This window comes from Nonomuraea angiospora, from assembly GCF_014873145.1.
Taxonomy (GTDB): domain Bacteria; phylum Actinomycetota; class Actinomycetes; order Streptosporangiales; family Streptosporangiaceae; genus Nonomuraea; species Nonomuraea angiospora.
Map to the genome: position 1 here is coordinate 261862 of NZ_JADBEK010000001.1, position 13097 is coordinate 274958.

General features: G+C 72.3%; 15 protein-coding genes. 10 read left to right on the top strand and 5 right to left on the bottom strand.

Going from position 1 to position 13097, the window contains the following annotated elements; translation table 11 throughout:
- Positions 1–168: 168 nt before the first annotated feature.
- Together H4W80_RS01165 and H4W80_RS01170 are read right to left on the bottom strand one after the other, a co-directional pair.
- On the bottom strand, positions 169–786 hold the full coding sequence (locus tag H4W80_RS01165; protein WP_192783337.1) for an ATP-dependent Clp protease proteolytic subunit: 618 nt from the start codon (positions 784–786) through the stop codon (positions 169–171).
- A gap of 1 nt (position 787) precedes the next feature.
- Positions 788–1351 carry a ClpP family protease gene (locus H4W80_RS01170; protein ID WP_192783338.1) on the bottom strand — a complete coding sequence of 188 codons (564 nt, stop codon included), beginning with the start codon at positions 1349–1351 and terminating at the stop codon, positions 788–790.
- A 144-nt stretch (positions 1352–1495) separates the two neighbouring features.
- Here H4W80_RS01170 and H4W80_RS01175 point away from each other — a divergent pair, with 144 nt between their 5' ends.
- Both H4W80_RS01175 and H4W80_RS01180 read left to right on the top strand, forming a co-directional pair.
- Positions 1496–2869, top strand: coding sequence for a sensor histidine kinase (locus tag H4W80_RS01175; protein ID WP_192783339.1), 1374 nt, complete (start codon positions 1496–1498; stop codon positions 2867–2869).
- The gene (locus H4W80_RS01180; protein ID WP_192783340.1) at positions 2866–3510 is read left to right on the top strand and encodes a response regulator transcription factor; all 645 of its coding nucleotides are present in this window, start codon (positions 2866–2868) and stop codon (positions 3508–3510) included. Before H4W80_RS01175 ends, H4W80_RS01180 begins: the two co-directional genes overlap by 4 nt.
- A 409-nt stretch (positions 3511–3919) precedes the next feature.
- On the opposite strand, the gene H4W80_RS01185 is transcribed toward H4W80_RS01180, so the two are convergent.
- Together H4W80_RS01185 and H4W80_RS01190 are read right to left on the bottom strand one after the other, a co-directional pair.
- Complete coding sequence (locus H4W80_RS01185) at positions 3920–4780, bottom strand: DUF2268 domain-containing putative Zn-dependent protease (protein WP_192783341.1); 861 nt, start codon at positions 4778–4780, stop codon at positions 3920–3922.
- 39 nt (positions 4781–4819) lie between these two features.
- Entirely contained in the window at positions 4820–5596 is a 777-nt protein-coding gene (locus tag H4W80_RS01190; RefSeq protein WP_192783342.1) for a hypothetical protein, read from the bottom strand.
- Positions 5597–5651: 55 nt separating this feature from the next.
- Here H4W80_RS01190 and H4W80_RS01195 point away from each other — a divergent pair, with 55 nt between their 5' ends.
- From H4W80_RS01195 to H4W80_RS01210, 4 genes are all read left to right on the top strand, one after another.
- Positions 5652–6653: an AAA family ATPase gene (locus H4W80_RS01195; RefSeq protein WP_192783343.1), complete on the top strand. Its 1002-nt coding sequence runs from the start codon at positions 5652–5654 to the stop codon at positions 6651–6653.
- Between the two features lie 7 nt (positions 6654–6660).
- Complete coding sequence (locus tag H4W80_RS01200; protein ID WP_192783344.1) at positions 6661–7593, top strand: DUF58 domain-containing protein; 933 nt, start codon at positions 6661–6663, stop codon at positions 7591–7593.
- The gene (locus H4W80_RS01205; RefSeq protein ID WP_192783345.1) at positions 7590–8537 is read left to right on the top strand and encodes a VWA domain-containing protein; all 948 of its coding nucleotides are present in this window, start codon (positions 7590–7592) and stop codon (positions 8535–8537) included. Before H4W80_RS01200 ends, H4W80_RS01205 begins: the two co-directional genes overlap by 4 nt.
- A 78-nt stretch (positions 8538–8615) precedes the next feature.
- Entirely contained in the window at positions 8616–9380 is a 765-nt protein-coding gene (locus H4W80_RS01210; RefSeq protein WP_192783346.1) for a sulfite exporter TauE/SafE family protein, read from the top strand.
- 4 nt (positions 9381–9384) lie between these two features.
- Here the strand turns inward: H4W80_RS01210 and H4W80_RS01215 are convergent, their stop codons facing one another.
- The gene (locus H4W80_RS01215; RefSeq protein WP_192783347.1) at positions 9385–10221 is read right to left on the bottom strand and encodes an SDR family oxidoreductase; all 837 of its coding nucleotides are present in this window, start codon (positions 10219–10221) and stop codon (positions 9385–9387) included.
- Positions 10222–10299: 78 nt separating this feature from the next.
- On the opposite strand from H4W80_RS01215, the gene H4W80_RS01220 reads away from it, so the two are divergent.
- The 4 genes from H4W80_RS01220 to H4W80_RS01235 are packed head-to-tail and all read left to right on the top strand — an operon-like array spanning position 10300 to position 13097.
- Positions 10300–10671: a winged helix-turn-helix transcriptional regulator gene (locus H4W80_RS01220; RefSeq protein WP_192783348.1), complete on the top strand. Its 372-nt coding sequence runs from the start codon at positions 10300–10302 to the stop codon at positions 10669–10671.
- Between the two features lie 51 nt (positions 10672–10722).
- Positions 10723–11694 (top strand): helix-turn-helix transcriptional regulator, encoded by a 972-nt coding sequence (locus H4W80_RS01225; protein WP_192783349.1) that lies wholly within the window; start codon positions 10723–10725, stop codon positions 11692–11694.
- Between the two features lie 48 nt (positions 11695–11742).
- Positions 11743–12366: a LysE family translocator gene (locus tag H4W80_RS01230; protein WP_225963175.1), complete on the top strand. Its 624-nt coding sequence runs from the start codon at positions 11743–11745 to the stop codon at positions 12364–12366.
- Positions 12363–13097 carry an alpha/beta fold hydrolase gene (locus tag H4W80_RS01235; protein WP_192783351.1) on the top strand — a complete coding sequence of 245 codons (735 nt, stop codon included), beginning with the start codon at positions 12363–12365 and terminating at the stop codon, positions 13095–13097. The genes H4W80_RS01230 and H4W80_RS01235 overlap by 4 nt, the downstream gene beginning before the upstream one ends.

Here is a 13097-nt window from a genome sequence, read left to right on the forward strand (position 1 = left end):
CCGGCCCCCGCGACCGGCCCCGGCCCCCGCTTATGGCCCCCGACCCCGGCCCCCGCGACCGGCCCCGGGCCCGCTCCCGGCTGGGGACCCCGCGGTCCCGGCTCCCGCCTTTGGCTTTCGGTTCCTGGCTGGGGCGTCCGCGGCGGGGGCGGGGCCCGCGGGGCGGGGTTAGCGGGCGGGGGCCAGGGTGCGCTTTCTGGAGGCGAAGATGTCGTCCACCAGCCTGTACGTGCGCGCCTGCTCGGCCGTGAAGATCCGATCCCGCTCGATGTCCTTCCTGATCTCCAGGATCCCCCGCCCCGTGTGCCGGGACAGGATCTCCTCCTGCTGGTCGCGCATGCGAAGGATCTCCCTGGCGTGGATCTCCAGGTCGCTGCCCTGCCCGCGGCCGCCCTCCGTGTGGGGCTGGTGCAGCAGGACGCGGGCGTGCGGCAGGGCGGCGCGTTTGCCGGGCGAGCCCGCCGCCAGCAGGACCGCCGCCGCCGAGGCCGCCTCGCCGATGCAGACGGTCTGGATCTCCGGCCGGATGAACTGCATGGTGTCGTAGATGGCCGTCATGGCGGTGAACGAGCCGCCGGGGGAGTTGATGTAGAGGCTGACGTCCTGGTCCGGATCGAGGGACTCGAGGGTGAGCAGCTGAGCCATCACGTCGTTGGCCACGGTGTCGTCGATGGGGGCGCCGATGAAGACGATCCGGTCCTCGAAGAGCTTGTTGTACGGATTCATCTCCTTGATGCCGTACGACGTGCGCTCGGTGAACGAGGGCAGCACATAGCGGCCGCTCATATCAGTTCATCCCTTCTGCGATGTGGTCGACGATGCCGTAGTCCAGCGCCTCCTGGGCGGTGAACCAGCGGTCGCGGTCGGAGTCGGCCTGGATGCGCTCCAGCGGCTGGCCCGTGTGATGGGCGATGATCTCGGCCATCCGGCGCTTGGTGTAGAGCATGTTGTCGGCCTGGATCTGGATGTCGCTGGCCGAGCCGCCGATGCCGCCGAGCGGCTGGTGCATGACGACGCGGGAGTTGGGCAGGGCGTAGCGCTTGCCCTTGGCGCCCGCCGTCAGCAGCACCTGCCCCATGGACGCGGCGAACCCCATCGCCACCGTCGCCACGTCGCACGGAATGAACTGCATCATGTCGTAGAGCGCCATCCCGGCGGTCACGGACCCGCCCGGCGAATTGATGTAAAGCGTTATGTCGCGGTGTGGGTCTTCGGCCGCCAGCAATAGGAGCTCCCCGCAGAGCCGGTTGCAAATCTCGTCGTCGACCTCCTGGCCGAGGACGACGATCCGCTCTTTCAGCAGGCGCTGGCTGAGCTGGTCTGGCCAGGCCGCACGCTGGGTCTCCGTCATGACCGGTCGCCTTTCTGTGCTGGGTATTCCGAGAAAAACGCTAGACCCGGCGGGTGTGAATTCTGGAATTATTTCGCTGGCGGCGCATTTCTCTAAGGGCGCATTCCACCGAGAGCGAATAACCATCGACATACAATCGCGGATGTGAGAAGGAACCTGCCCCGCCGATGGGCGTGCCTCATCCTGGGCGGCGCGCTGCTGATGCCGTACATGATGGCCGGGGTCCTGATCGCGGCCCAGTGGCAGGGCCAGAGCGCCAACCTGCTGCTGCCCATCCAGATCGGCGTGTTCGTGGCGGTGCTGCCGGTGGTGGCCGTCACGGGGCTGTTCCTGCCGATCAGGGCGCTGGAGGTGAACGCGGCGCAGGGGCTGCTCGGGGCGCACGTCGAGACCCCGCCCAGGCAGGCGGGCCGCACCTGGCAGGAGCGGCGCCGCACCGCCGCCTGGTTCACCCTGCACCTGGCGATCGGCGGGCTGCTCAGCGGCTCCACGCTGGCCATCGTGCCGTTCACTCTGGTCACCCTCGCGCTGCCGTTCGCGGGGCGGGCGACCCCGGTCATCGGCGTCGTCGTGGAGCCGGGATGGGCCGCGGTGCTGTGGCCGCTGGGCGGGCTGGCGCTGCTGGGGGTGCTGGTGGCGACGGTGGCGGGCGCGGGGGAGCTGCTGGCCAGGCTGGCTCCCGTCCTGCTCGGCCCCACCCCGTCCGAACGCCTGGCCGCCGCCGAAGACCATGCCCGTACGCTCGCCGAACGCAACCGGCTGGCCCGCGAGCTGCACGACTCGGTCGGGCACGCGCTCAGCGTCGTCACCCTGCAGGCCGCCGCCGCGGGGCGGGTCCTCGACCGCGACCCGGAGACCGCCAGAAAGGCCCTGGCCGCGATCGAGCAGTCGGCCCGCACCGCCCTGGAGGACCTCGACCACGTCCTGGGCGTGCTCCGCGAAGACGACCGGGCTGATGCCCAGACTGATGCCCGGATCGATGCCCGGACCGATGCCCCGGCCGATGACCGCGCGGATGACCGAGCCGATGGCGGAGCCGATGACCGCGCGGATCACTGGGCCGATGCCTGGGCCGATGACCGGGCGGGTGGCTCTCGGAATGGTGTCGGCCCTGAGAACGTTGGCGGTCCGGCCGGGCGGAGCAGGGCGCCGCAGGCCACGCTGGCCGACCTCGACGAGCTCGTCGCCGCCTCGGGCGCTCAGGTGCGGCAGGAGGTGGGCGACCTGTCCGCCGTGCCCGCCGTGGTCTCCCGGGAGGCGTACCGCATCCTCCAGGAGGCGCTCACCAACGCCATCAAGCACGGCCACGGCCCCGTACGCCTGGCCGCCGCCGTACAGGACGACGACCTGAGGCTCGAGGTCACCAACCCGGGACGGGGGGACGGTGGCCGTCCTGGAGGCAGGGGCGTGACGGGGATGCGCGAGCGCGTCCGGCTGCTGCGCGGCGAACTGGACGCGGGCCCCACGGAGGCCGGATGGAGAGTCACGGTGCGTCTGCCGCTACGGTCGAGCCCATGACGCTCAGAGTCGTGATCGCCGACGACGAGGACCTCATCCGCGCCGGACTGCGGATCATCATCGACGCCGAGCCGGACCTTACCGTGGTCGGGGAGGCCGCGGACGGTGCCGCCGTCCTGCCCCTGGTCCGCCGTGAGCGGCCTGACGTCGTCCTCATGGACGTACGCATGCCCGCGCTCGACGGCATCCAGGCCACCGAGCGCCTGCTGGCCCTGGACGCGCCGCCGAAGGTGCTGGTGGTGACCACGTTCGAGAACGACGATTACGTCTATGACGCGCTGCGGGCCGGGGCCAGCGGGTTCCTGCTCAAGCGCACCAGGCCGGACGATCTGATCAAGGCGGTCAAGCTGGTCGCGGCGGGGGAGTCGCTGCTGTTCCCGGCCGCGATCCGGGCGCTGGCCGGGCGGCGGCCCCAGGGCTCGGGACGGGTGGCCGGGATCGACCGGTTGACCGGCCGCGAGGGTGATGTGCTGCGGCTGATGACCAAGGGGCTGTCCAACCACGAGATCGCCGCCGAGCTGGTCGTCAGCCAGGAGACGGTCAAGACGCACGTGGGGAACGTGCTGGCCAAGCTGGGCGCCCGGGACCGGACCCAGGCCGTGATCGCCGCCTACGAGTCGGGCTTCGTCTCACCGCGCTGAGAGGGCGTCCCCCGGAGGGCCCCGCCTCTCGGGCGGTGACGTCGCTCTCCCGCCGTCAGAGGCGGGGGTCCTTCGGCGTGAGGGGTGGTGTGCGGCGGCTGGTTGCTCTCCCGCCGTCAGCGGCTGGGGTCCTTCGGGGTGAGGGGTGGTGTGCGGCGGCTGGTTGCTCTCCCGCCGTCAGCGGCTGGGGTCCTTCGGGGTGAGGGGTGGTGTGCGGCGACTGGTTGCTCTCCCGCCGTCAGGGGCTGGGGTCCTTCGGGTGGGGGGCAGGGTGCGGTGGGCTGGCCGCTCTCCCGCCGCGAGGGGCTGGGGTTCTCCGGGGGAGACGGGGCGGCGCGAAGCGGGGCGGCGGGTCAGGGGTGAGAAGGGGCGGGGTGGGTGGGGCAGGGGCGAAGCGGGGGGCGGCGGGTCAGGGGTGGATGGCGGCGCGGCGCAGGAGTTCGGCCGCGGGCAGCACGGTCGCCTCCGCGGCCGTGAGGCCGGTGGCGGCCAGGGCCTGGTCGACCAGGTGCAGTCCCACCGCGTACCCCGCCATGTCGGGGATGCCACGCGGCTCCTGCCCGAACATGCGCGCCACGCTGTCCCCGATCACGTACGCCGACGTGTGCTGCATCCCGGCCAGCCAGAAGTCCGCCATGATCAGCTCGTACGCCCGCTCATAAGCCTCCCCCTCCACCATGGACGACCACGGCCCCATGGCCTCGGCCCCCGACAGCTCCCGTACGAACGCCTCGGCCAGCCCCTCGGCCACCACGTGCTCGCCCACGGTCACGGTCATCGGGTTCCACTCGACGTTGGTGTAGCGGACGTTGTGGTGGAACTCGTGCACCGCCAGGTGCCCGATCCGGCCGATCACCTCGTCCGACGGCCAGGCCAGCAGGTAGAGCAGGCCGGGCGAGCCCCCCATGCCGTAGTAGCCGCCGCCCACCTTCATCAGGTGCTCGTTGTCCGGATTGCCCAGCATGAACATGACCTGCACCGACTCCCGCTGCTTGGCGTCACACAGCCGGTCGGAGGCGCGCTCCAGCTCCCGCCGCACCTGCCCGAGCACGTCGGCGTCGATCATGCGCTGGACGGCGGGCAGGTAGCGCGGGTCGTCGGCGTCGACGCGGAAGCCGCCGCCCTGGTGGTGGATGTCGACGATGTCGCCGGGCATCGGGATGGCCGGCATCGGCGCCAGGATGTCCCGCAGCGCGCCGGGCCGCCGCTCGACCGGCTCGCGCAGCAGGTCGGCCATCGCCGTGAGGGTGTCGTGAACGATGAATTCCATGCCGGGGAAGCTAAAGCCTCCTGTTACGTCAGGCTCAAACTAGTGGAACAGCGGGGACTCCTCGCCCATCTCCTCGCCCGGTGTCTGACCGGGCGTGACCTGCCCGCTCTCCGACGGGGAGGGCGACGTCGACGGCGAGGGCCGCGGCTCGGGGCTGGCCGGCGTCGGCGGCGGCGTCGGCACGAACACCGTCGGCGGCAGCTGCCGGGGCTGCGGCTCGCTGTCGCGCCGGCCCAGCAACAGCAGCAGCAGGATCGCCGTCACCAGCATCAGCAGCAGCACCAGCGCCAGCGCGGCCATCATGACCCGCTTGCGGGTCTCGGTGAGCGGCCGGCGCTGCCGTGCCGGCCCCGCCAGTGCCGGCGCGCGGTCGGTCAGCCAGTACGGCACGAAGTCGGGCCCGTGCGCCTCGCCGATGAACGTCCCGCCCACCATGACGGGATCGAGGAACCGCTCGGCCCCGGGCCGGCCGGGCACGTACGGGACCGCCGCCCAGGGCGCGTGCCCGCCGTCGAAGGCGAGCACCTCGGGCGTGTCGTCCAGCACCGCGCCCCGCGACCGCCCGGAACGTCCGAGCCAGCCGCGCAATCCGGACCGTTCGCCCCTGGCCTCCCTGACCGCGGTCACGAACCGGTCACGGGCGGCGGCGTCGAGCGCGGCTCCTCGGGTGAGCACGGCGAGCGACACCGCGCGCCCGTCGGGTCCCTGCCCGAGGTACACGAAGCCGGCCGGGGCAGTGTGCAGGCGGGCCTGGACCACGAAGGGTCCCAGCCGGGGTGGATCGCCGTACTGCAGGGGACTTGCCACGTTTGCCATGAAAGCACAGACGTGGCGTCGTGCACGTTTGCGGCGCGTTTGGTGGAATGGCGTCATGAGCGTCGCCGAAGAGTTGCCAGGCGGAAACGACGCGGCACTGCTGCGTCAAAGTCTCGACGAGGTCCGGCGTGTCATCGTCGGCCAGGACCACATGGTCGAAAGACTGATCGTGGCCCTGCTGGCCCGAGGGCACTGCCTGCTCGAAGGAGTCCCAGGCGTCGCCAAGACCCTCGCCGCCTCCACCCTGGCCACTGTCGTGGGCGGCACGTTCGCCCGGATCCAGTTCACCCCCGACCTCGTGCCGAGCGACATCGTCGGCACCCGCGTCTTCCACCCCTCCAACGAGAAGTTCGATGTCGAGCTCGGCCCCGTGTTCGTCAACTTCCTGCTGGCCGACGAGATCAACCGCGCCCCCGCCAAGGTCCAGTCCGCGCTGCTGGAGGTGATGGCCGAGCGGCAGGTCACCCTCGCCGGCGTCACCCACCCGCTGCCCAGGCCGTTCATCGTGCTCGCCACCCAGAACCCGATCGAGTCCGAGGGCGTCTATCCGCTGCCGGAGGTGCAGCGCGACCGGTTCCTGTTCCGGGTGCGGGTGCCGCACCCCAGCGCGCACGAGGAGCTGGAGATCCTCCACCGGATGAGCGTCAAGCCGCCGGTCCCCGAGCGGGTGCTCGACCCCGACAAGCTGCTGGCCCTGCAGGAGGCGGCCGAGCAGGTCTCGGTGCACCAGCTCGTCGCCGACTACGTGGTGCGGCTGGTCATGTCCACCCGCAGCCCCGCCGACTACGGCCTGTCCGACCTGATCGACACCATCGAGATCGGCGTCAGCCCCCGGGCCACGCTGGGCCTGGTCTCGGCCGGGCGGGCGCTCGCCCTGCTGCGCGGCCGCGACTACCTGCTGCCCGACGACGTACGCGACGTGGCGGTGGACGTCATGTCGCACCGGCTCATGCTCACCTTCGACGCCCTGGCCGACGGCGTCGACCCGGAGCAGGTCGTCAAACAGATCCTGCAGGCCGTGCCCCCGCCCCTCGTCGTCTGGAACCAGAACCGGTGAGCGGCCTGTGAACACGGCGGAACAGGCGCTCAGGCGGCTGGAGCTGACGGTCACCCGCCGGCTGGACGGGCTGCTGCACGGCGCCCACCAGGGGCTGCTGCCGGGCCCGGGCAGCGAGGCCGGCGACAGCCGCGTGTACGTGCCAGGCGAGGACGACGTGCGCCGCATGGACTGGGCGGTCACCGCGCGCACGACAGTCCCGCACGTACGCGATCTGATCGCCGACCGCGAGCTGGAGACCTGGGCGCTGGCCGACCTGTCGCCCAGCATGGACTTCGGCACCGCCGACACCGACAAACGCGACCTGGTCGTCGCGGCGGTAGGGGCGATCGGGTTCCTGTCGAGCAGGATGGGCGACAGGTTCGGCGCGCTGGTGCTGCACGACGAGTACGTGCACCGCATGCCCGCGCGCACCGGACGCCCGGCACTCTACGGGCTGCTGCACTCGCTCATGGACGCCCCGCGCGGCCGGATCGTGCCCGACGCGCCCGATCTGGCCGAGGGCATCGAGGTGCTGTCGGCCAGCCGGCGGCGGCGCGGCGTGCGGCTGATCGTCTCCGACTTCCTCGACGCCCGCCCCAGCCTCGACCCCGACGCCGAACGCCCCTGGGAGCGCCCCATCAGGCGGCTGGCGGCCCGTCACCAGGTGCTGGCGGTCGAGGTGATCGACCCGCGCGAGCTGGAACTGCCCGACGTGGGGCGGGTCGCGTTCACCGACCCCGAGAGCGGGAAAGTACGCGAGGTGCATCTTTCACCCAAGGTTCGGCAAGCGTACGCGGAGGCGGCCGCCCTGCAGCGCGAGGGCACCCGCGTGGCGCTGCGCCGCGCCGGCATCGCGCACCTCGTGCTGCGCACCGACCGGGACTGGGTGTTCGACATCGCGCAGTTCGTCCTCCGCCAGCGCCGCATGAGCCATCTCGCCCACAGGAGACCTACGTGACTTTTCTGGCCCCCGGCTGGCTGTGGCTGTTCCTGCTGGTGGGGCTGCTGGTGGCCGGGTACATCGCCTCGATGTTCGCCCGGCGCCGCTACACCGTGCGCTTCACGAACCTGGCCCTGCTCGACCTCGTCGCCCCCGCCGGCCCCGGCTGGCGCCGCCACGTCGGCCCCGCGCTGTTCCTCCTCATGATGGCGCTCCTGGTCGTCGGCGCCGCCAAACCCGCCGACCAGGTACGCGTGCCGCGCGACCGCGCCACCATCATGATCGCGCTGGACGTGTCGCTGTCCATGGACGCCGACGACGTCCAGCCCGACCGGATCAACGCCGCCAAGGCCGCGGCGCAGGCGTTCGTCAGGGAGCTGCCGGACCGCTTCAACGTCGGCGTGGTGTCCTTCGCCCGCTCCGCCAACGTCGTCATCTCGCCCACCACCGACCACCAGGCCGTGGTCACCGCCATCGGCACCCTCACCACCCGGCCGGGCACCGCGATCGGCGAGGCGGTCTTCAACTCGCTCGACTCGCTGCGCTCGTTCGACCAGCAGGCCGCCACCGACCCGCCGCCGGCCGCGGTCGTGCTGCTGTCCGACGGCGACAACACCTCGGGCAGGTCCGTGAACGAGGCCATCGACGCCGCCCAGCAGGCCCGCGTGCCGGTCTCCACGATCGCGTACGGCACCCAGGAGGGCACCGTCAACATCGACGGCCGCCCGGTGAACGTGCCGGTCAACAAGCAGACCCTGCAGTCGCTGTCCGACGGGACCAGCGGCCGGGCCTACACGGCCGAGTCCGGCAGCGAGCTGCGCGAGGTCTACGAGCAGATCGGCACCTCGCTCGGCTACAAGCTGGTCAACCAGGAGATCACCCAGTGGTTCATCGTGGCCGCGATCCTGGCCGGGCTGCTGGTGGCGGGCGCGGCGGTGCTGTTCGGCTCCCGGATCCCCTGACGTCACCCCTGCCTCGAGGCCGCCTGCTGTGCGACTTGTACACTCTTGAGGTTTCTTGGGGGAAATCGGGGGAGTGGCGTGCCGCTGGAGCAGGTCCTGGTGTTGCTGGTCGCGGCGGCAGCGGCGGGGTGGGTCGACGCCGTCGTGGGCGGGGGCGGGCTGGTGCAGCTCCCCGCGATCTTGATGACCGGGCTGCCCACGGTCGAGGCGATGGCCACCAACAAGCTGTCGTCGGTCTTCGGCACCACCTCCGCGGCCGTCGCGTACGCGCGCTCCACCAAGATCGACCGGCAGGTGGCGCTCCCCGGCGCCGGGCTGGCCGTGCTGAGCGCCGGGCTCGGGGCGTCGGCGGCGGCGGCGATCTCGGCCGAGGTGCTGCGGCCCGTCGTCATGGTGGTGCTGCTCGGGGTGGCCGCGTTCGTGACGCTGCGGCCCGCGCTCGGGGCCGTGCCGGTGCCGCACCTGCGGACCCGCGGCCGGGTGCTGGCCGCGGTGGCGGTGGCCGGGGTGGGGATCGCCTTCTACGACGGCATCATGGGGCCGGGCACGGGGACGTTCCTCATCGTCGCCTTCACCACCATCCTCGGGCTGGACTTCGTCTCGGCCTCCGCGTCCGCCAAGATCATCAACGTGGGGACGAACCTCGGGGCGCTGCTGGTCTTCGGGTTCCAGGGGCACCTGAACTGGGGCCTCGGGCTCGGCATGGCCGTGTGCAACGTGGCCGGCGCCCAGCTCGGCGCGCGGATGGCGCTCAAGCGGGGCACCGGCTTCGTGCGGATCGTGCTGCTGTGCGTGGTGGTGGCCCTGGTGGCCAGGCTGGCGTGGCAGCAGTTCGCCGCCTGACGGGTCAGGCCAGGAGGGAGCGGACGTACTCGCCGATCGGCTGGGTGGGGCGGCCGATGAGGTCGCGCAGCGTGCCGGGGGTCTGGGAGAGCCAGCCGCGGGCGATGTTGACGTCCACGTCCGCCATGATCTCCGCGAACGGCGCCGGCAGGCCCGCCCCGGCCAGCACGACCGCGTACTCGTCCTTCGGCAGGTCCTGGTAGACGACCTCCTTGCCGGTGACCGCGGCGATCTCGGCGGCCAGGTCGGCCCGGGTCCAGCTCGTGTCGCCGGACAGCTCGTACACCTTGCCGTCGTGGCCCTCGCCGGTCAGCACGGCGGCCGCGGCGGCGGCGTAGTCGGCGCGGGAGGCGGAGGCGACCCGGCCGTCGCCGGCGGCGCCGTGCACGGCGCCGAGCTGCGGGGCGGCCGTGATCGCCGGCGCGTAGACCTCGTTGTACCAGTTGTTGCGCAGGATCGTGTACGTCACCCCGGACGCCTTGATGTACTCCTCGGTCGCCCGGTGGTCGGCGGCGAGGAGGGCCTCGGTGGTGTCGGCGGCGGGCGCGCTGGTGTAGACGAGCGTGGCGCCGGCCTCCTTGGCGGCGTCCACGACGGTCGAGTGCTGCTGCAGGCGGTTGGGGTCCAGGCCGGAGATGAGCAGCACCTTGGTGGCGCCCCGCAGCGCGCTCCTGACGGTCTCGGGCCGGTCGTAGTCGGCCTGGCGCACCTCGACGCCGAGGTCGGCGCCCTTCTCCGGGGTGCGCGCGGCGGCGACGATCCGCTCGGCGGGGACGCGCTTCCTGAGCTCCTCGACCACCAGCCGGCCCAGCTGCCCGGTGGCCCCGGTCACCACGATCATGATTTCTCCCATTCAGTACCAGCGCTTTGGTTAGTACTTTCTATCAGGAAGTACCCGCGAACGCGTACGCTGGTTTCCATGGAGGAGTTCGAAGAGCTGGTGGCCGATGTCTTCTCGCGCCGGTGCACCTCGCGCTCGGTGCTGGAGACGATCACCGGCCGCTGGGCGATCCTGGCGCTGGTGGCCCTGTACGAGGGGCCCTACCGCTTCAACGCGCTGCGCCGCCGGGTCGACGGGGTGAGCGAGAAGATGTTGTCCCAGACCCTCCACGCGCTCGAACGCGACGGCATGGTGCTGCGCGTGGCCGAGACCTCGATCCCGCCCAAGGTCGAGTACAGCCTGACCGAGCTGGGCCGGGAGGCCGCCGAGCGGCTCGTCCCCCTCCTGGAGTGGGTGGAGGAGCGCATGCCCCAGGTGGTGTCCTCCCGGGAGGAGTACGCCGCCCGCTGAACGCCCGCTCGCCCGCGGGCGGCTTTCCTACGGCTTTCCTACAATGGGGCCATGCGTGCCAGCCGCCTGCTCTCGCTGCTCCTGCTCCTGCAGTCGCGCGGCCGCATGACCGCGCCGGAGCTGGCCGAGGAGCTGGAGGTGTCGGTCCGCACGGTCTACCGCGACGTGGAGGCGCTGTCGGCGGCCGGCGTGCCGGTCTACGCGGACCGGGGGCCCGCGGGCGGCTACCAGCTGCTCGACGGCTACCGCACCCGGCTCAACGGGCTGACCAGCGAGGAGGCCTCCTCGCTGTTCCTGGCGGGGCTGCCCGGCCCGGCGGCCGAGCTGGGGCTGGCCGAGGTGGCCGCCACCGCGGAGCTGAAGCTGCTGGCCGCGCTGCCGCCCGAGCCGCGCTCGCACGCCTCGCGGATGCGCGAGCGGTTCCTGCTCGACGTGCCGAGCTGGTACCGCTCGGCCGACGACGTGCCACATCTGAGCGAGGTGGCCGAGGCGGTGTGGGACCAGCGGCCGCTGCACATGACCTACCGGCGCTGGGGGCAGCAGGAGGTCGACCGGGTGATCCACCCGTACGGGCTGGTGCTCAAGGGCGGCTCGTGGTACATGGTGGCCGCGCCGCCGGGCGGCAGCGCCCGCACCTACAGGGTGGCGCGGATCCTGACCGTGGAGACGCTGCCCGGCCGCTTCGCCTGGCCCGAGGGGTTCGACCTGGGCGAGTTCTGGCAGGGCTACGCCAAGGAGTTCCGCGAGCGGATGTACACCGCCGAGGCCGTCATCAGGCTCGCCCCCGGCCGGGAGGAGCTGCTGGCGTACACGATGGGGTCCGACGTGGTGGGCGCCGCGCTGGCCGCGGCCGGCGAGCCCGATCCGGAGGGCTGGCTGACGCTGACGGTGCCGATCGAGTCGATCACGCACGCGCGCTGGCTGCTGCTGCGGATGGGGGCGGACGTCGAGGTGCTGGGGCCGCCGGAGCTGCGGGCGCTGATGGGCGAGGCGGTCGCCGAGCTGCGCAAGCTGTACGAGTAGGCCGATAACCAGGCGACTTCCCGGCGCGGTTCTGGGAACATGCCGCGCATGTATCTTCTCGCTTTCGTGGGCGCGTGCGTCCTGGTGGCCATGGCGCCAGGGGTCAGCACGGCCATCATCCTGCGCCAGACGCTGCGCGCGGGCCGCGGCTCCGGCATGGCCGCCACGCTGGGCAACGAGACCGGCATCCTGCTGTGGGGGCTGGCGGCCGCCTTCGGCCTGTCGGCGCTGCTGGTGGCCTCGCAGCTGGCCTATGACGTGATGCGCGTGGCCGGCGCCGTGGTGCTGGTCGTGATGGGCGCCCAGGCGCTGTGGCAGGCCCGCAAGGGCGCCCCCGCGACTGGCATGGAGGCCGAGGAGGCGGTGGTGCCGGGCCGGCGCGGACCGTACCTGGCGGGCCTCGGGACCTGCCTGGCCAACCCGAAGGCGGCGGTGTTCGCGATGTCGTTCCTGCCGCAGTTCGTCAGGCCCGGTCAGAACGTGCCGGTCACGCTCGCGACGCTGGCCGTCGTGTGGGTGCTGGTCGACCTGGCCTGGTACGGGCTGCTCATCTGGACGGTGGCCAGGGCCAAGGCGGTGCTGGGGCGGCCCGCGGTGCGCCGGCGGCTGGAGCAGATCTCCGGCGTGGTGCTGATCGGGCTGGGCGTGCGGCTGGCGGTGGAGTCACGATGACGATCTGGCACGCCGAGCGGGGCACGGGCGAGCCCGTCGTGCTGCTGCATTCGACGGCGACCGACTCGCGCATGTGGGACGCGCAGGTGGAGGCGCTGTCCGAGCGCTTCCGGGTGATCACGGTGGACTTCCGGGGGTACGGGCGCAGCCCCTACCGGTCGGACGGCCCGTACAGCGACAGTGACGACGTGGCGCGGCTGCTGGCCGCGCTGGAGGTGAGCCGGGCGGCGCTGGTCGGCTCGTCGGGCGGGGGCCGGGTCGCGCTGGAGCTGGCGGCGGCCGGGCTCGCCGGCCGGCTGGTGCTGCTCAACCCTCTCTCCGACCTGGCGCCCACACCGGACCTGCGGGCCTACTGGGACGAGGAAGGGCGCCTGCTGGAGGCGGGCGACGTCGAGGGCGCGGCGGAGCTGAACGCGCGCACCCTGCTCGGGCCCGAGGCGTCGCGGGAGGCGTTCGGGCGCGTGGTGGAGATGCAGCGGCACGCGTTCGAGGTGCAGCTGGCCGCCGATCCGGAGCCGTCGCAGGTCGAGAAGGAGTTCTCGCCGGCGGAGATCGACGTGCCGGCGCTGGTCGTGGCCGGCGCGCGCGACCTGCCCTACTTCCAGGAGAGCGCCCGCCACCTGGCCGGCGAGCTGCCCCGGGCGCGGCTGGTCGAGCTGGAGTGGGCCGGGCACCTGCCCGCCCTCGAACGTCCCGAGGAGATCAACCGGCTGCTCCTGGACTACCTTTAG